Genomic DNA, 17,153 nt, shown 5'->3' on the forward strand with positions numbered 1-17,153 from the left:
GAGCAGGGTTCCCCTCTCACCCCGCTCCGGCGGGCGAGCGCGGACCCGGCGGTGAGCGTCGGCCGGCGGTGAGCGTCGGCCGGCCGGTCAGGCGGGGCGGCGCAGCACGGTGACCGCGAAGTCGGCGTCGTCGCGCCACGGCCGCAGGTCCCAGGTGGCGAAGCGGTGCTCCAGCCGGAGGCCGGCGGCGACCGCGTCGGCGTCGAAGTCGGTGAGCCGGTAGCCCCGGTCGGTGCCGAACCCGACGACCACCACCCCGTCGGGGCGCACGTGCGCGGCGACCCTGCCGAGCACCCGCCGCTCGGTGCCGGGCGCGACGAACGCCATCACGTTGCCGGCCAGCACGGCGGCGTCGAACGGCTCGGGCTCCCCGGCCGCCGCGAGGTCCAGCTCCGCCAGGTCGGCGACGAGCCAGCGGGGACCGGGGTGGTCGACACCGGCGGCCTCGACCAGCACCGGGTCGGCGTCGACGCCCACCACCGTGTGGCCCCGGTCGTGCAGCGCCGCGCCCACCCGGCCGGTGCCGCAGCCGGCGTCGAGGACGCGGGCGCGCGGCGGCACCATCGCGTCCAGCAGCCGGGCCTCGCCGGCAAGGTCCGCGCCCTCGGCCGCCAGCCGGCGGAACCGGTCGACATACCACTGCGAGTGTTCGGGGCCGGTGTCGGTCACCCATCGGGTCGGGTCTGCCATCGCCCCACGCTAGCCGAGCCGACCGGTCGTGCTCGCGGTCAGCCCTTCCCCGCCCCGCCGGAAGGGTGCCGATTGATCAATAACAAGACATATGCCGATTTTTTGCTCTACACTGAAGCCCGGTGCTACCGGGATGTGACTCATGGTCAACTGGGTTGTCTCACTCGCCGGCCCCGACGGATCAGCCTCGGGCGCCCGGGCACCGCTCGACCATGGCGAAGCCGACGCCCGCCACGTCGTGCCGAGGTGCCCATGACCATTCCGCCGACCCTTCCGCTGGCCTGCCAGGAGCAGCTGCTCCCCGGCGACGACCTGATCCGCAAGCACGCCCTCGCCGCCGCGCTCGGCTTCGCCGGCATCGAGCTGCGCGGCCGGGGCGAGCTGGCCCTCGCCCGCCGGCTGCCGGAGCTGCGCCGCGCCCGCGCCGCCGGGGTGGTCATGCCGACCGTCCGCGTCGAGCCGGGCCCCCTCATCGGCGACGTCGACCCCGAGCGCTCCGCCGACGTGGTACGCGACCTGCGCTCCCAGCTCTCCGTCGTCGCCGAGCTGGGCGGCGTCGGGGTGACGACCCCCGCCGCCCGGGCGACGCCCGCCCGCCGGCTGCCGCCGTTCCAGCCGCCCCGCCCGCCGGCCGGCGACCGCCAGGCCCTCCTGGACGCCCTCGGCACCCTGGGCGAACACGCCCGCGCCGAGGGTGTCACCCTGTTCCTCGCACCGCTCAACCGGTACGAGGACCACCTGGTCAACCGGCTCGACGAGGCGGTGGCGCTCTGCGCGGCCGTCGGCCTGCCCTCGGTGCGGGTCGCCGCCGACACGTTCCACATGAACATCGAGGAGGACGACGTGCACGCCGCCCTGCGGGCCGCCGCCCCCTACCTCGGGCACGTGCAGGTCAGCGACACCAACCGGCACCAGCCCGGCGCCGGCCACCTCGACTGGCCGGAGCTCGTGCGCACCCTGCGCGACCTCGGCTACCCGGGCTGGCTGGCGCTGGGGTGCCGGCTGCGCGGCGAGCCGGTGCAGGCGCTGCACCAAGCGGTCACCGTGCTGCGGCACGCCGAGCCCCGGCGGATGGCCGCGTGAGCACGGGCACCGCCGCCGACGGCGGCGCACCGGCCCGAGCCCGGGAGGCGGGGGCGCTGTGGCGGCTGGCGGCGGCCACCCTCGACGGCAACTGGGAGCACGACCACACCGTCCCGTCGCGCACCCTCTACCCGCACCAGTGGAGCTGGGACTCGGCGTTCGTCGCCGTGGGCCTGGCCCACGTGCGCCCCGACCGGGCCTGGCGGGAGCTGCGCACCCTGTTCGCCGCCCAGTGGGCCGACGGGCGGGTGCCGCACATCGTGTTCAACCCCGCCCTGCGCGCCGGGTCGTATTTCCCGGGGCCCGAGTTCTGGGATTCCGCGCGGGCGCCCGGCGCGCCCGCCGTGGCCACCTCCGGCATCGTCCAGCCGCCCGTGCACGCCCTCGCCGCGTGGCTGGTGCACCGCCGGGCGCCGTCGGAGCGCAGCCGGGCCGAGCTGGCCTGGCTCTACCCCCGGCTGGTCGCCTGGCAGCGCTACCTCACCGACCGGCGCGACGTCGGCGGGGCCGGGCTCGCCAGCATCGTGCACCCGTGGGAGTCCGGGCTGGACAACAGCCCCGCCTGGGACCCGCCGCTGGCCGCGGTGCCCGCCGACGCGGCGGTCATGCGGGCGTACCGGCGACACGACACCGCGCACGCCGACGCCGCGCACCGCCCCACCGACCTGGACTACGCGCGCTACGTCGCGCTGGTCGACGCCTACCGGGCCGGCGGATACCGCGACGACGGGCTGGACGGGCGGCACCCGTTCCTGGTGGAGTGCCCGCTGCTGAACACGGCGCTGGGGCTCGCCGAGCACGCGCTCGCCGCGATCGCCCGCGAGACCGGGGCCGACCCGGGCCCGCACCGCGAGCGCGCGGTCCGCATCACCGCCGCCCTGGTGGACCGGCTGTACGACCCGGTCGGCGGCACCTTCCACCCCCGGGACCTGCGCACCGGCCGGCTCGTCCCGGCCCGCACCGCGCTGGGCCTCATGCCCCTGGCGCTGCCCGGCCTGCCCGCCCGGCCGGTCGCGGCGCTGCTCGCCGAGGCCTGCTCGCCCCGGTTCGGGCTGGCGGCCCGGATGGACCGGCCGCTGCCCAGCCACGACCGCACCGCGCCCGACTTCGAGCCGCTGCGCTACTGGCGGGGCCCGAGCTGGCAGAACCTCAACTGGCTGCTGTGGCGGGGGCTGCGTGCCCACCACCGGTTCGACCTGGCCGCCGGGCTGCGCGACTCGATGATCGACCTCGTCGCGACCGCCGGCTGCCACGAGTACTTCCACCCCGACACCGGGGCCGGGCTCGGCTCGCCCGCGTTCGGCTGGACCGCCGCGCTGCTGCTCGACGTCCTCGCCGAAACCTGAGCGGCGGCCCACGGGCGGGCCGGCCGGCCGGCCGCCGGGGCTCAGGCCACGCCCGCCGGGGTTCCGCCGCCCACCCGCAGCGCGGACAGCGGGATGTCGTCGACGGCGTACCCGAGCGCGTCGACCACCTCGACGACCCCGCTGACCTGCGCGGCCAGCCGCAGCGCCAGGCGCACCGTGGACCGGCGTTCGAGCTGGCCGGTGAGGGTGACCACGCCCTCGTGCACGGTGACGTCGACGACGTCGTCGCGGACGCCCAGCGTCCGGCGCAGCACCTCGCCCACCACGTCGGCGCGGATGTCGCCGTCGGGGCGCAGGTGCACCCGGAGCAGGTCGCCACGGGTCACGATGCCCACCAACCGGCCCAGGTCGTCGACCACCGGCAGCCGCTTGACGTGCCGCTGGGTCATGAGCCGCGCCGCCTCCACGCAGGACGCGTCCGGCCCGACGGTGACCGCCGGGGCGCTCATCAGGTCGGCGGCGAGCGTCGCCCCGGCCTTGACCTGCGCCTCGCGGTGCCGGCGGCCGACGAACACCCGCCGCTCGTGCGGCTGCCCGAGCAGCTCCACCTTGTGCAGCAGGTCCGCCTCGGAGACCACCCCGAGGACCCGCCGCGCGCCGTCCACCACCGGCGCCGCGGTGACGCGCCAGCCGGTGAGCACGTCGACGATCTCGCGGTACGCCGTGCCCTCCCGTACCGCCGCGACGTCCGTCGTCATCACGTCCCGCACCTGCCACGCCCGCATGGCGACCTCCCTCGTTCCACCCCGACCGTAGGAGCGGGCGGGTGGTGGCGGGCAGGGCCGGCCGGCCCGGCGAACGCGGGGACCTCCTGCCCGTACCCCACGGGCCGGAGGTCCCGGCGGGTGGACCTCAGCGGGCGGGGGACAGCTCGCGCAGCAGCGACTCCACCCGGGACCGGATCTCGTCGCGGATGGGCCGCACGGCCTCGACCCCCTGCCCGGCCGGGTCGTCGAGCTTCCAGTCCTCGTAGCGCTTGCCGGGGAAGACGGGGCAGGCGTCGCCGCAGCCCATGGTGACGATCACGTCGGAGGACTCGGCGGTGGCGTACTCCAGCAGCTTGGGCCGCTGGTCGGTGATGTCGATGCCCACCTCGGCCATGGCCTCGACGGCGGCCGGGTTGACCGTGTCGGCGGGGGCGGAGCCGGCGGAGCGGACCTCGACGGCGTCGCCCGCGAGGTGGCGCAGCCAGCCGGCGGCCATCTGGGAGCGGCCCGCGTTGTGCACGCAGACGAACAGGACGCTGGGCTTGTCGGCCACGGTGGTTTCCTCCGAGGTGGTGGGGTCAGTGGGTGAAGTGCCGGCGCAGCCACAGCGAGACGTAGACCAGGCCGACGAGGACGGGCACCTCGATCAGCGGGCCGACGACCCCGGCGAGGGCCTGGCCGGAGGCGACGCCGAAGGTGCCGATGGCCACGGCGATGGCCAGCTCGAAGTTGTTGCCGGCGGCGGTGAAGGCGAGGGTGGTGGTGCGCGCGTAGCCGAGGCCGATCGCCCGGCCGAGCAGGTACGCCCCGGCCCACATGAGCGCGAAGTAGACCAGCAACGGCACCGCGATGCGGGCCACGTCGAGCGGCCGGCCGGTGATCGCGTCGCCCTGCAACGCGAAGAGCACGACGATGGTGAACAGCAGCCCGTACAGGGCGGCGGGGCCGATCCGGGGCAGCAGCCGCGACTCGTACCACTCGCGGCCCCGGGCGCGTTCGCCGAGGCGGCGGGTGAGCCAGCCGGCGAGCAGCGGCACGCCGAGGAAGATGAGCACGTTGCGGGCGATGTCCCAGCCCGAGACCGCAAGCTCCGCACCGGACAGGCCGAGCCAGCCGGGGAGCACGGCCAGGTAGAACCAGCCGAGCAGCCCGAAGGCGAGCACCTGGAACACCGAGTTCAGGGCGACCAGCACGGCGGCGGCCTCCCGGTCGCCGCAGGCGAGGTCGTTCCAGATGATCACCATGGCGATGCAGCGGGCCAGGCCGACGATGATCAGCCCGGTGCGGTAGGCGGGCTGATCGGCCAGGAAGATCCAGGCGAGGGCGAACATCAGCGCGGGGCCGACGATCCAGTTGAGCGCCAGCGAGGAGACGAGGAGCCGGCGGTCGCCGGTGACCGTGTCGAGGCGGTCGTAGCGGACCTTGGCCAGCACCGGATACATCATGACCAGCAGGCCGAGGGCGATCGGCAGCGAGATGCCGCCGAGCTGCACCGCGTCGAGCGCCCGGTCCAGGCCGGGGACGGCCCGGCCCAGCAGCAGGCCGGCGGCCATGGCCAGACCGATCCAGACGGGCAGGAACCGGTCGAGGCGGGACAGCCGGGCGACCACCGCGGTCTCGGCGGCGTCGGCACGGATGGTGGTCACGGGCGCTCCAGGCGGGTGTCGGTGTTCGGGTGGGCGCGCCCGACCGGCTCCGGGGCGACCCCCAGCTGGTCGAGCAGCAGGCGGACCCGACGCTCGATGTCGTCGCGGATCGGTCGGACGCCGGCGACATCGAGGCCGGCCGGGTCGTCGAGGTCCCAGCTCTCGTAGCGGGTGCCGGGGAAGACCGGGCAGGCGTCGCCGCAGCCCATCGTGACGACGACGTCGGCGGCCCGGACGATCTCGTCGGTCCACGGCTTGGGGAACTCCCCGGAGATGTCGACGCCCCGTTCGGCCATCGCCGCGACGGCGGCCGGGTTGACCTCGACGCCGGGCTCGCTGCCGCCGGACCAGGCGACCGCCCGCTCGCCGGCGAGGTGGGCGAAGAAGCCCAGCGCCATCTGCGAACGGCCGGCGTTGTGGGTGCGCAGGAACAACGCCACCGGCCGCCCGTCGCGGTGGTGGCCCTCGACCCGGGCCAGGGCGCGCAGGCGTTGCCGGGCGAAGCGCTCGGCGAGCAGCGGAAGGTGGTGCGGGACGCTGCCCGCCGTGGCGAACTGGTCGTAGCTGGCGTGCAGGAACCGCTCGATGGTCTCGGCCCCGTAGGTGCCGTCGAACTCGGCGGCCAGGCGGGTCGCGGCGGTGCGCAGGGCCAGCCGCTGGTCCACGGAGAAGTCGTCCCGTGGGCGCGGTCGGGTGTCAGTCATGGTGGGCTCCGGGAGAGACGGTGGGAGCGAGGCGGTCGACGCGGTCGGCGAGGTCGGCGTAGGCGGCCTCGAACGCCTCGTCGGTGTCGAGCCGGACCGGATCGGGCACGGACCAGTGCAGCCGGGGGCGCACGGGGCCGGTCAGCTCCTCGTGCGCGTTGTCGCACACCGCGATGACCAGGTCGTCGTCCCCGACGACGTCGGCGACGTGGGCGGTGCGGGTGGGGTCGAGCTCCAGCCGGTGCCGGCGGGCGACGGCGACGGCCCGGGGGTGTACCCGGGCGGCGGGCTTCGTCCCGGCGGAGGCGGCGGCGCCGTGGGTGCGATGTCGCCACAGCGCGGCGGCCAGTTGGGAGCGGGCGGAGTTGTGGGTGCAGACGAAGACCACGCGCTCGACCCCGGTCAGCGGGGCGGGCGCGAGGGCGGCCAGGGCCTCCGGCCGCAGCCGCAGGTAGGTGCGTCGCCGGTCGCCCTCCGACCGGGCCCGGACGACGAGGCCGGCCTCGGTGAGCACCCGCACGTGGTGGGCGACGAGGTTGGTGGGCATGTCGAGGCTGCGGGCGATCTCCCCGGGGGAGGCGTCGCCGAGAGTGAGCGCATCCACGATCGCCAGGCGCGCGGGGTCACCGAGGGCGGCGTGGACGCGCGCACGCCGGGTCAGGGAATCAAGCTCAGCGTTCATTGACTCAACTATCGTTGAGCAATATGCCGGATGTCAACTGGCGAGCAGGGCGGCGAGCTGGTGCAGCGTGCCGGGCCGGGCCCGGTACCAGACCCAGGTGCCGCGCCGCTCGGCGTCGACCAGGCCCGCCTCGCGAAGCACCCTCAGGTGGTGGGAGATCGTCGGCCCGGTCAGGTCGAAGGCCGGGGTGAGGTCACAGACGCACACCTCGCCGTCCTCGGCGGAGGCGATCATCGACATCAGTTGCAGCCGCACCGGGTCGCCCAGCGCCTTGAACGCCGGCGCGAGCGCCGCCGCCGTCTCGGCCGGCACCCGCCGCTGAGTGAGGGGCGCGCAGCAGGGGCTGGTGGCGAGATCCGGCGCTTGTTTCGACATTTCTCTAGGTTGACAGGTGTCTAATCACTGTGCAAGCCTCTGGTTTGACGGATATCGAGACAGGGAGGTTGGGTCGTGGGTGAACCGATGATCCGTGCCATGGTCGCCGCCGACGCCGACCGGGTTCTCGCCATCTACCAGGCCGGCCTCGACGGCGGCGACGCCAGCTTCGAGACCGTCGCCCCCACCTGGGCGGCGTTCGACGCGTCCCGGCTGGCCGCCCACCGCCTCGTCGCCGTCGACGACGCCGACACCGTGCTCGGCTGGGTCGCGGTGTCGCCCACCTCGACCCGCCCCGTCTACGCGGGCGTCGTCGAGCACTCCGTCTACGTCGACCCGGCGGCCCGGGGGAGAGGGATCGCCCGGCTCCTGCTCGACGCGCTGATCACCGGCACCGAGGCCGCCGGGATCTGGACCATCCAGTCCGGGATCTTCCCGGAGAACGCCGCCAGCCTCGCCCTGCACGCGCGGGCCGGCTTCCGGACCGTCGGCGTACGGGAGCGGGTCGGCCGGCACCACGGCCGCTGGCGCGACGTGGTGCTGCTGGAACGCCGCAGCACCGTCGTCGGCTGACCGCCACATCCCGCTGATCCGACCCACCTGGAGGAAACCCGTGACCGTCCTCGACGACCTGCCCGTCGTGGTGATCGGCGCCGGCCCCGTCGGCCTCGCCGCCGCCGCGCACCTGCACGAGCGCGGCCTGCCCTGCACCGTCCTGGAGGCGGGGGACAGCGTCGGCGCGGCCGTGCGCCGGTGGGGGCACGTGCGCGCCTTCTCGCCCTGGCGCTACGACATCGACGACGCCGCCCGCCGGCTGCTCGCCGACAGCGGCTGGACCGCGCCCGATCCCGACGCGCTGCCCACCGGCGACGAGCTGGTCGACGCGTACCTGCGGCCCCTCGCGGAGCTGCCGCAGATCGCGCCGCAGGTGCGGCTGAGCGCCCGGGTGGTGGCGATCAGCCGGCTCGGCCTCGACCGGCTGCGCACCGCCGGCCGCGAGCAGACCCCGTTCCTCGTCCGGCTCGCCGACGGCGAGGAGCTGCTGGCCCGCGCCGTGATCGACGCCTCCGGCACCGCGGACACCCCGAACGTGCTCGGGGCCTCCGGCCTGCCCGCCCGGGGCGAGGCGGCAGCCGGGGCGTACCTGGACCATGCGTTGCCGGACGTGCTCGGCGCGGACCGCGACCGGTTCGCCGGGCGGCACACCCTCGTCGTCGGCGCCGGCCACTCCGCCGCCAACACGCTGCTCTCCCTCGCCGAGCTGGCCGCCGACGCGCCCGGCACGGAGGTGACCTGGGCGATCCGCGCGGCCTCGCCGACCCGCGCCTACGGCGGCGGCGACGCCGACGCGCTGCCCGCCCGGGGCGCCCTCGGCTCCCGGCTGCGCGCCCACGTCGAGGCGGGCCGGATCCGGCTGCTCACCGGCTTCTCCGTGCACGCCCTCGACCCGGCCGGCGACCGCGTCACCGTCACCGTGCGCCGCCCCGACGGCGGGCAGGAGTCGGTGACCGTCGACCGGATCGTCGCCGCCACCGGCTTCCGCCCCGACCACGGCATCGCCGCCGAGCTGCGCCTCGACCTCGACCCGGTGCTCGGCGCGACCCGGGCCCTGGCCCCGCTGATCGACCCCAACGAGCACTCCTGCGGCACCGTCCCGCCGCACGGCGTCGACGAGCTGAGCCACCCCGAGCCCGGCTACTACGCGGTCGGCATGAAGAGCTACGGGCGCGCGCCGACGTTCCTCATGGCCACCGGCTACGAGCAGGTCCGCTCGGTCGTCGCCGCCCTCGCCGGGGACTGGGCGGCGGCCCGCGACGTACGGCTGGAACTGCCCGAGACCGGGGTGTGCAGCAGCGACCCGGCCGACTCCGTCGACGGGGAGAACTGCTGCGGCCCCGCCCCGCAGCCGGCCGCCCGGGGACTGGCCACCGGCCTGGCCGGCGGGCTGCTCACCGTGCTGCCACCGGCCACCGTGGACTCCGGCGCGGGCGGGTGCTGCGCCGGCTGACCCGGCGCGCCGGGGCGCAGCGGCAGCGCGCCCCGGTGGCGGTCACATCACGTAGCTCAGGCTGACCCAGAAGACGAGGGCGGACGCGGCCAGCAGCCCGCCGAGCGTGGTGCCCGTCAGGATCACCGCCTGGCTGATCCGCAGCCGGTCCCGGGCCAGGAGGTAGACGCCGACGGCGACGACGAAGGCGATCACCGCGAGGTAGACCACGAACAGGAAGCCCGCGGCGACGAAGGCCCCCGCCCCGGCCGCGGCCAGCGCGGCCCGCCGCCGGCCGAGGTCGCGCCGGAACGCCAGGTAGGCGACCAGGCCGGCGAGGAACGCGACGAGCCCCACCGTGGCGGGCAGGGCGACCGTCGCGAGGTACAGCATGAGGAGGAAGCTCGCGGCGACGCCGCCGGCCGCCCCGACGGCGGCCAAGCCGGCACGCCGCCGGTCGGCGTCCCGACGGGCCACCAGGTAGCCGACGCCGCCGGCGAAGACCGCCGTGCCGCCGATGAGGATCGCAAGGGACGAGTCCACGGTTCCTCTTCCGAGCCTGAGAACGGGCGATGGCCGTACCCGATGGATCGTAGGGTGTCGGGTCATCCGGGCCGCGGTGACCGGCCGGCGTGCCCCGGCAGCGGCCCCCGGCTCAGGGGATCGGCGCGACGGGGCGCACCGGCGTCTCCCCGATCAGGCCGCCGTCGTGCACGGTCTCCGCCAGCTCCCGCTCCCGGTAGGCGGTGGCGAGGACGATCCAGCTCAGGAAGCTGCCGTAGCCCCCGCAGAGCGCCGCGCCGCCGTCGCCGCCGCACAGGACCGCCGGGTCGGCGGTGAACTCGGCGCGGTACGGGTCGTCGCCGATGAACAGCCCGAACAGGTTCGGCTCCTGGATGAGCGGCACCGTGCCGTAGGGCAGGCCCTCGGGATACCCGTCGCCCCACCGGAACAGGGTGGTGGCCCCGGCCCCGCAGGCGTACTCCCACTCGTCGGGAGTCGGCGGTCGCAGGCCGAGGCGGTCGAGCCCGCCCATCAGCCACGCGTGACCGTCGTCCTCGTCGCCGTCCTCGGGGCCGTCCTCGCCCTCGGAATCGTCATCGTCATCGTCGTCGGCGGGCAGCAGCGCGTCGGCCTCCACGGAGCGGACCGCGACGAGACGGGCCGGCAGGGACACGCGACGCGGCGGCGAGGTCACCTCGGCCAGGAAGCGGTCGAGCGGCTCGGTGAGGGCCCACTCCGTGCTGGCCTGGGCGAAGTCGGCGCGCAGCCGGGCATCGGGAACGAAGCGGTCGGGGTCGTGGCCGAGCTGTGCGGTGCCGCCCGGCACGAGGGCGAAGCTGGCCCCGTCCCGGTCGAAGAAGGCGACCCGGCCGCTTCGGCCGGCGTACGCGTGCGGCCCGACGCCGGTCAGGCGCGTTCCGGTGCTCCGCGCGATGGCGGCGGCGGTGCGGGCCGCGGCATCGTCGGACAGACCCGACCAGGCGGACAACGTGAGATCGGCATGCGACACGGGGGCATTATGTCTGCGGGCCCTGACATGTCCGCACCGGCGGGCACCGGTCAGTCGTGGTCGTAGACGGTGGTGGCGATGTCGCGGTCGCACAGGGCCGCGACGACGAGCGGCTCGATGCGCTCCCACCGGCCGCCGGCCAGGCCACAGCCGATGCGCGGCAGGTGGACGCTGGCGGACAGCCGCGTGGCGTGCGCGGCGACGGCGTCGAGGCAGCGCTCGACGGCGTCGTACCGGATCGGGGGCCCGTTGCTGCCGGTGCGGATGCCGCGCTGGGCGACCATGTTGGCCACCCAGGTGTCGGGCCGGACCTGGACCAACTGGGTCGCGCCGAGGCCGAAGTCGTTGCCGGAACGCTCGCGGTGCCACCGCCGGTAGGCGCGTTCGGGCTCCGGCCACCGGCGGGACACGGCCAGGACGAAGCCCTTGCCCCACCCGCCGATGTCGTTGCACACGTGGGCGATGATCTTCGGGCCCCTGGCCTGCGGGCTGGTCGCGTCGCCCCTGATGATCTGCAGTGGTGCCACCCGGTGATGCTCCCACCGGTGCTGGCTGCCGTCGACTTCGTTATCCAACGACCATGACCGGGGAGAGGAGACAGGCCGTGCTGAGCATCCGGCAGTTCCGCTGGAGCGACTACGACGTTGTCGCGGCGGTGTGGACCGTGTCCGGTCGCGACGTCGTGCCCCGGGCCGAGCTGGCCGCCAGGCTCACCCCGGGACCCCGAGCTGTTCCTCGTCGGCGAGGCGTTCGGCGATGTGGTGGCCGTGGTGCTGGGCTGCCCGAGGGTGAACCTGCTGGTCATGCCGGACAACGCGGCCGGGCTGCGGTTCTGGCAGGCGCTCGGCTACCTGCCATGCCCGACGTGCTGTGCACCAAGCCGATGTCGCCCGTCCCGCGCTGACCGCCCGCGCGGCCCGCCGGGCCTCAGATCCAGCCGTTCGCCCGGGCGCTGAGGGCTGCCTCGATCCGGTTACGGGTGCCGGTCTTGCCGATGGCGGCCGACAGGTAGTTGCGGACGGTGCTCTCCGACAGGTGCAGGCGCGCGGCGATGTCGGCGATCGTGGCGCCGTCTGCGGCGGCGGTCAGCACGTGCCGCTCCCGGCAGGTGAGCGGGTTCGGGCCGGCCGCCAGCGCCGCCGCCGCGAGCGCCGGATCGATCACCCGATGACCGGCCAGCACCCGTCGGACGGCCACCGCGAGCTGCTCGACGGGGCCGTCCTTGACCAGGAACCCCGCCGCGCCGGCTTCCATCGCCTGTCGCAGATAGCCGGGCCGGCCGAACGTGGTGAGGATCAGCACCCGGCAGTCGGGCACCTGTTCCCGCAGCATCGCCGCGGTGTCCAGGCCGCTGCCGTCGGGCATCTCGATGTCCAGCAGCGCCACGTCCGGACGAACTTCGCGGGCAGCCTCCATCGCCTCGGCGGCGGTTCCGGCCTGGGCCACCACCTCGATGTCGGGTTCGAGGTTCAACAGCAGGGCCAGCGCGCCACGCATCATTCCCTGGTCCTCCGCGAGCAGCAGCCGGATCATTCGGACCCCGTCGCCCTCGGGCGCGCGGGAACCCGGCCGGTGAGCAGCAGACCGCCACCGGGAGCCGGGCCGACCTGCAACGTCCCGCCCACCTGCGAGAGCCGTTCGGTGAGGCCACGCAGGCCGTTGCCAAGGTCCGGTCGACCGCCCACCCCGTTGTCCCGGATGGTCAGCACCGCCCCGTCGGCGTCGATGTCGACCCCGATGTCGCATCGCGAGGCCCGGCTGTGCCGCAGCACGTTCGTCACTCCCTCCCGGAGCACCCAGCCGAACGCGTCGTCGGCCTCGACGTCGAGTCGACGGACATCTCCTCGTACGGTGACGGTGATGCCGACGCCGGCCAGGACGGTCCGGGCGTTGTCCAGTTCCCTGCCGAAGCTGTGCTCCCGGTAGCCGGTGACCGCCTCGCGTACCTCGGTGAGCGCGGTGCGGCCGATGCGCTCGATGTCGGCCGCCTCCGCCGCGGCCCGGTGCGGGTCCGTCGAGGCGAGCCGGCGGGCCACCTCGGCCTTCACCACCATCAGCGACAGCGTGTGACCGAGCAGGTCGTGCAGGTCCTTGGCGAACCGGAGCCGCTCCCGTTCCACCACCGCGCGGGCCAGTTCCCGCTGGGTGCGGCGCAACTCGTCCACCAGGCGGGCCACCCGGGCGAACGCCAGCGTCATGGCACCCGCGAGCAGGGTGATCAGCGCGATCCTGGCGGTGTCGTCAGCGGGCAACCGTCGCGCGGCCCCGATCACCAGCACGGCGGCGACGCTGCCGCCGACCCAGGCGAAGGCCCAGTTCGCCCGGATCAGCCCCACGGCGCCCGCGGAGCAGACGTACATCAGCAGGGCCAGCCACCCCTGCGGGGCACCGGCATACGTCGCGGCGAGCGCGACCCCGAGCAGCGCGAGCAGGACCAGCCCGGCGTGGTGCAGAGCCGGCCGGACGGACAGGCCGGCCACCGGCACCGCCACCAGCGCGAGATAGAGCAGCGCGAAGACGACCAGCCCGGTCGCCGCCACCGGCGCGGGCCGAACCTGCCCCCGCGCGATCGCGGCGGCCGGCGGCAGCAGCAGCCACAGCCACAGCGTGTGGGCCGCCACGAGGACGAACCCACGGCGTCGCGTGCTGCGGTCGACGGGACTCGTCGCGTCGACCGCAGCACCGGACATGACGGACACCGTAGCGGCGGTCAGGGGCGCAGGGCCGAGCGCGGGTGGGCGGACCGGGGGCCGACGGGCGTGGGCGTGGCACCCGGGGCGGATCGACCACCTGCCGAGGCCTCCGTGGCGATCGTGTCCCAGAACGCGCACTGGTGCTCGGCGGCCAGGTCGACACTGCCGCCTCGGCCGACCGCGAACACCCGGGCGTAGGGTGCCGCCTCGGTCGGGCGTACGGCAGGCCATGGCGCCCGCCCGGTGGCCGCGAAGCGCGCCCATGAATCGATCATGTCGGCGGCCAGTTCGGGCTGTACCGTGCCGACCGTCAGGAAGTTGGCGACGTCGAAGAGGTACGGAAGTTCGTATCCGTGCGCGGCGCCCCAGGGGTAGTCCGCGGTCAGCGCCGGCCCGTGCTCCTCGGCGAACTCGTACGCGTAGGTCGGCGCGTGCCGGGCGAGCAGGCGTTGGGCGGTGCGGGTCGGGCAGGCCCAGATCCGGTCGGTCGCCGCCGCTGCCCACGCCAGGCCCGGAGTCGGGTAGGCGTCGACCGGATAGCGCGCGGCCACCTGGGCGGCCTGGTCGCCGAACGCCGCCTCCAGCGTCGCCTCGTAGTCGGCTGCCGTGTAGGCCCCCCGCGTGATCTCCATGAACCCGATGAACGCCCGGTGCTCGTGGCGGTTGTTGCCGACCAGCGCCGGGACCCGCAGCGCCCTCCCGGCCCGCAACGCCGCCGCCGGTGAGACCGGCAACAGCGCCGTCCCGTACGCCGGGGTGGTGAGCGCCTCGATGCCGGTCCCGGTCGTCGCGGCGAGCAGCGCGGCCGGGTCCTGGCCGCGCAGGCAGGCGAGCGCCTGCCCAGCCGGGCAGCCGAGCGTGGCGGCGAGGGCCGAGCCGGCCCGTTCGACCGTCGTGCGGGGACTGAACTGCGCCCCGGCCTCGGTCCCCGGAAGGAACAGCGCGTCCGGCCAGTCGGTCAGGCACGAACCGGACTCCATGATCGCCTTGTCGAACAGGCCGCGAGCCGACGGCGAGGTGAGCTGCGCGCAGACGCTTGCCGCACCCGCCGATTCGCCGTCGAGGGTGACGTTGCCCGGATCCCCGCCGAACGCGGCCGCGTTGCGTCGCACCCAGCGCAGCGCGGCCTGCTGGTCCGCAAGCCCGAAGGTGCCGGACCCGGCCAGCCCGGGCAGCCCCAGATAGCCGAACACCCCGAGCCGGTAGTTGATGGTCACCACGACCAGGCCGCCCCGGGTGGCGAGCCGGGCCGGGTCGTAGTCGACGCCCGATCCGTTCTGGAAGCTGCCGCCGTGCACGAAGACCAGGACCGGGTGTGGGCCCGGCGTGGTGGGCGCGGTGACGTTCAGGTAGAGGCAGTCCTCGACCCCGGCCGGCGGGCCGCCGACCATGTTCTGCGCGCACCTCTCGGGCGGCGCGGTCGCGTCGCGGACCCCGGACCAGGCGGGCACGGGCTGCGGGGCCCGCCAGCGGCCCTCGCCCGTCGGGGGCGCCGCGTACGGCACGCCGTGGAAGGCCCGGAAGCCGGTGCCGGTCACCCCGCGGACGAGTCCGCTGTCGGTCCGGACGACCGGCCCGGCGCTCGCCGGCGACGCCGGGGCGGCCAGCGCCGCAGCGGCCTGCGCCGCGAGCACCGCGGCCAGGATCAGGGCACCGAATCTGAGTGTGCGGGACAGAACGAGGTCAGCCATGCCCAGCACGCTACGAACGGCCAGGCCGGCGCTGGCAGAACCGCCGGTACCCGGTGCGCGGTGACAATTGTCCTGGCGGGCAGCGCCGAGCCCCGCCTCGGGCCGGTCCTCTTCACCCGGAACCGGCCCGAGGCGGGGCGCTCAGGAGGGCGGTCGCGGCGCGCGTACCCAGGACAGGAAGCGGTTGGTGAGGTCGCCGGGCGGGCTCGCCGGGTTCAGCGCCGTCAGGTGCGCCGTCGCCTCCTGCATGAGCAGCGCCAGGTAGAACAGCAGGGCGGTGCGGTCGCCCCGGTACTCGACGAGCAGCGACAGCCGCGCCGGGCCGCACGGCCACGGGGCCCCGCAGCGGCGGCACAGCCAGAGGGGGCGCATCGGCAGGTGCGGGCCTCCCGACATCAGCGGTACCGCAGCGCGGTCGCCCGCGCCTCCTCGTCGGTCATCGGCAGGAACCACAGGAACCGCCGCACGATCTGCGGCGGCGTCGGGCCCTCCGGGCGGCCCCGCAGGTCGTGGATCGCCGGGCGCAGGAAGAGCGTGAAGCCCGCCAGCAGCGTGGTCGTCCAGGGGCAGGCTGCGCCATGCGGCGCAGGGGAACGGCTCGCCGTCGGCCGCGCACCGCCAGGTGGGCCCGGCCGCGCAGTGCCGCTCCAGCGCGAGCGCGGGCCTCACCGGCGGCCTCCGTCTCTCCGCCGGCCTTCGATCGGGGTACGCGGCGCAGCGGCGCCGCCGTGCGCGAGGCGGGTCGCCCGGTCACGTGCTCGTCGGTGGGGCATGGCTCTCCCTCGGTGCGTGTCGGCAATGGAGCAGTGGAGAGGGGGCCGCCCGCCCGACTGGTGCGGAAGGACCGCGACGGCCCCCTCGGCGAACACGGGTCGAGACGTCTGTCGACCGACCCGCGCCGCCCCGACACCAGCTTGCTGAGGGTTGTGAGACGAATACACCCTGTAGCAGGATGGAGTTGAGGTGCATGGGACAATCCAGAAAGGAAGCCGGATGAACCACGCGGTGATCGAGGCGATGGCGACTGCCGGTCTGACTGCCGAAGCCCTTGCAGCTCAGGTTGAGGTGGACCCGAAGACGGCAGGGCGGTGGGCAAACCCTGGACATATCCCGCAGTCCCGCCACCGGGCAAAGGTTGCCGCCCTGCTCGGCCGAGAAGTCTCGGAGTTGTGGCCGGAGGTCGGCAGGCGGCGCGAGCCGGCGTGGTTCCGGCGGTGGGCCGACGTCGAGCGCGAGGCGCTCTCGCTGCGATGGTTCGAGCTGGCCTGGGTCCCGGGCCTACTTCAGACCGAGGCATACGCGCGAGCCACCCTCGCGGGCGAGGCGTTGTCCAGTGGTGAGGTCGACCGACTCGTCGCCGCTCGTCTGGCCCGACAGGCGGTCCTGCGCCGCGACCCGCCCATGCTGCTGGTCGCGGTCATCGATGAGATGGTGCTCAGGCGCACGGCTGGTGGGGACCGGTCCATGATGCGCGACCAGTGCGAGCACCTGGCGGACTGCGCGACCCTGCCGTTCGTGCAGGTCCATGTCGTTCCTGCGGAGGTGGGCATGTATGCCGGGCTCGGCGGGCCGTTCATTCTCGCCGAACTGGACGGCGGCGCGCGCCTCCTGCACGTGGATGGTCAGGCCCACGCGCAGATCCTCGAACAGGCGGCTGACCTTGTTACGCTGGATCGGCGGTGGGCTCGCATCTGTGGTGATGCCCTGCCGCGGGCGCAATCCCTAGAACTCATCAGGAAAGCGGCGGCAGCATGGACATGAGCCAGTCTCGGTGGCGCAAGAGCACGAGGAGCGGCAACAACGGCGGTGCGTGTGTCGAGGTCGCCGACAACCTGCCTGGTGTCGTCTTCGTCCGGGACACGAAGGACCGTGACGGCGGGACGCTGGTCTTCGCGCCTGCCGCCTGGGCCGGGTTCGTGAGTCTCGCCAAGCGGATCGGCCCCCTCGGCTGACCGGGCCCGCCCCGGCCCGTGCATGAGTCGACCACGACGTGACCTGACGGCCGACAACGTGCT

At 74.9% G+C, this 17,153-nt stretch carries 20 protein-coding genes; 6 read left to right on the forward strand and 14 right to left on the reverse strand.

Features of this window, described 5'->3' with window-relative positions; genetic code table 11:
- Positions 1 to 87: 87 nt before the first annotated feature.
- A complete protein-coding gene (locus LPU61_RS22700; protein ID WP_229406041.1) occupies positions 88 to 690 on the reverse strand; it encodes a bifunctional 2-polyprenyl-6-hydroxyphenol methylase/3-demethylubiquinol 3-O-methyltransferase UbiG in 603 nt (200 codons plus the stop codon).
- A 252-nt stretch (positions 691 to 942) separates the two neighbouring features.
- On the opposite strand from LPU61_RS22700, the gene LPU61_RS22705 reads away from it, so the two are divergent.
- Together LPU61_RS22705 and LPU61_RS22710 are read left to right on the forward strand one after the other, a co-directional pair.
- Positions 943 to 1,773 carry a sugar phosphate isomerase/epimerase family protein gene (locus tag LPU61_RS22705; protein ID WP_229406042.1) on the forward strand — a complete coding sequence of 277 codons (831 nt, stop codon included), beginning with the start codon at positions 943 to 945 and terminating at the stop codon, positions 1,771 to 1,773.
- Complete coding sequence (locus LPU61_RS22710; protein WP_374199707.1) at positions 1,770 to 3,119, forward strand: hypothetical protein; 1,350 nt, start codon at positions 1,770 to 1,772, stop codon at positions 3,117 to 3,119. The genes LPU61_RS22705 and LPU61_RS22710 overlap by 4 nt, the downstream gene beginning before the upstream one ends.
- Before the next feature lie 41 nt (positions 3,120 to 3,160).
- Here the strand turns inward: LPU61_RS22710 and LPU61_RS22715 are convergent, their stop codons facing one another.
- From LPU61_RS22715 to LPU61_RS22740, 6 genes are all read right to left on the reverse strand, one after another.
- On the reverse strand, positions 3,161 to 3,865 hold the full coding sequence (locus LPU61_RS22715) for a CBS domain-containing protein (RefSeq protein ID WP_043968579.1): 705 nt from the start codon (positions 3,863 to 3,865) through the stop codon (positions 3,161 to 3,163).
- A gap of 127 nt (positions 3,866 to 3,992) precedes the next feature.
- On the reverse strand, positions 3,993 to 4,400 hold the full coding sequence (locus LPU61_RS22720; protein WP_229406043.1) for an arsenate reductase ArsC: 408 nt from the start codon (positions 4,398 to 4,400) through the stop codon (positions 3,993 to 3,995).
- A 25-nt stretch (positions 4,401 to 4,425) separates the two neighbouring features.
- A complete protein-coding gene (gene arsB / locus LPU61_RS22725; RefSeq protein WP_255700185.1) occupies positions 4,426 to 5,493 on the reverse strand; it encodes an ACR3 family arsenite efflux transporter in 1,068 nt (355 codons plus the stop codon).
- Complete coding sequence (locus LPU61_RS22730) at positions 5,490 to 6,197, reverse strand: arsenate reductase ArsC (RefSeq protein WP_229406044.1); 708 nt, start codon at positions 6,195 to 6,197, stop codon at positions 5,490 to 5,492. Before LPU61_RS22730 ends, arsB begins: the two co-directional genes overlap by 4 nt.
- Positions 6,190 to 6,879, reverse strand: a complete 690-nt coding sequence (locus LPU61_RS22735; protein ID WP_229406045.1) for a helix-turn-helix domain-containing protein — start codon at positions 6,877 to 6,879, stop codon at positions 6,190 to 6,192. The genes LPU61_RS22730 and LPU61_RS22735 overlap by 8 nt, the downstream gene beginning before the upstream one ends.
- A gap of 33 nt (positions 6,880 to 6,912) precedes the next feature.
- On the reverse strand, positions 6,913 to 7,254 hold the full coding sequence (locus tag LPU61_RS22740) for a helix-turn-helix transcriptional regulator (protein ID WP_229406046.1): 342 nt from the start codon (positions 7,252 to 7,254) through the stop codon (positions 6,913 to 6,915).
- 87 nt (positions 7,255 to 7,341) lie between these two features.
- Between LPU61_RS22740 and LPU61_RS22745 the strand changes: the two genes are divergently transcribed.
- Positions 7,342 to 7,827, forward strand: coding sequence for an N-acetyltransferase family protein (locus tag LPU61_RS22745; RefSeq protein WP_374199708.1), 486 nt, complete (start codon positions 7,342 to 7,344; stop codon positions 7,825 to 7,827).
- Between the two features lie 40 nt (positions 7,828 to 7,867).
- The gene (locus LPU61_RS22750; RefSeq protein ID WP_229406047.1) at positions 7,868 to 9,262 is read left to right on the forward strand and encodes an FAD-dependent oxidoreductase; all 1,395 of its coding nucleotides are present in this window, start codon (positions 7,868 to 7,870) and stop codon (positions 9,260 to 9,262) included.
- A 42-nt stretch (positions 9,263 to 9,304) separates the two neighbouring features.
- Here the strand turns inward: LPU61_RS22750 and LPU61_RS22755 are convergent, their stop codons facing one another.
- The 7 genes from LPU61_RS22755 to LPU61_RS22785 all read right to left on the reverse strand — a co-directional run bounded on the left by LPU61_RS22755 (position 9,305) and on the right by LPU61_RS22785 (position 15,534).
- Positions 9,305 to 9,784, reverse strand: a complete 480-nt coding sequence (locus LPU61_RS22755; RefSeq protein WP_229406048.1) for a hypothetical protein — start codon at positions 9,782 to 9,784, stop codon at positions 9,305 to 9,307.
- Between the two features lie 112 nt (positions 9,785 to 9,896).
- Entirely contained in the window at positions 9,897 to 10,754 is an 858-nt protein-coding gene (locus tag LPU61_RS22760; RefSeq protein WP_229406049.1) for a hypothetical protein, read from the reverse strand.
- Between the two features lie 50 nt (positions 10,755 to 10,804).
- Positions 10,805 to 11,281, reverse strand: a complete 477-nt coding sequence (locus LPU61_RS22765) for a macro domain-containing protein (protein WP_229406050.1) — start codon at positions 11,279 to 11,281, stop codon at positions 10,805 to 10,807.
- Positions 11,282 to 11,681: 400 nt separating this feature from the next.
- Entirely contained in the window at positions 11,682 to 12,287 is a 606-nt protein-coding gene (locus tag LPU61_RS22770; RefSeq protein WP_229406051.1) for a response regulator transcription factor, read from the reverse strand.
- A complete protein-coding gene (locus tag LPU61_RS22775; RefSeq protein WP_229406053.1) occupies positions 12,284 to 13,444 on the reverse strand; it encodes a sensor histidine kinase in 1,161 nt (386 codons plus the stop codon). Before LPU61_RS22775 ends, LPU61_RS22770 begins: the two co-directional genes overlap by 4 nt.
- A gap of 20 nt (positions 13,445 to 13,464) precedes the next feature.
- The gene (locus LPU61_RS22780; protein WP_229406054.1) at positions 13,465 to 15,138 is read right to left on the reverse strand and encodes a carboxylesterase/lipase family protein; all 1,674 of its coding nucleotides are present in this window, start codon (positions 15,136 to 15,138) and stop codon (positions 13,465 to 13,467) included.
- A gap of 141 nt (positions 15,139 to 15,279) precedes the next feature.
- Positions 15,280 to 15,534, reverse strand: a complete 255-nt coding sequence (locus tag LPU61_RS22785; RefSeq protein ID WP_178065066.1) for a flavin reductase — start codon at positions 15,532 to 15,534, stop codon at positions 15,280 to 15,282.
- Between the two features lie 597 nt (positions 15,535 to 16,131).
- On the opposite strand from LPU61_RS22785, the gene LPU61_RS22790 reads away from it, so the two are divergent.
- Together LPU61_RS22790 and LPU61_RS22795 are read left to right on the forward strand one after the other, a co-directional pair.
- Positions 16,132 to 16,899: a DUF5753 domain-containing protein gene (locus LPU61_RS22790; protein WP_043968599.1), complete on the forward strand. Its 768-nt coding sequence runs from the start codon at positions 16,132 to 16,134 to the stop codon at positions 16,897 to 16,899.
- Positions 16,890 to 17,090 (forward strand): DUF397 domain-containing protein, encoded by a 201-nt coding sequence (locus LPU61_RS22795; protein WP_229406055.1) that lies wholly within the window; start codon positions 16,890 to 16,892, stop codon positions 17,088 to 17,090. The genes LPU61_RS22790 and LPU61_RS22795 overlap by 10 nt, the downstream gene beginning before the upstream one ends.
- The last annotated feature ends 63 nt before the right edge of the window (positions 17,091 to 17,153 follow it).

The organism is Micromonospora sp. NBRC 110038, from assembly GCF_020884815.1.
Taxonomy (GTDB): domain Bacteria; phylum Actinomycetota; class Actinomycetes; order Mycobacteriales; family Micromonosporaceae; genus Micromonospora; species Micromonospora haikouensis.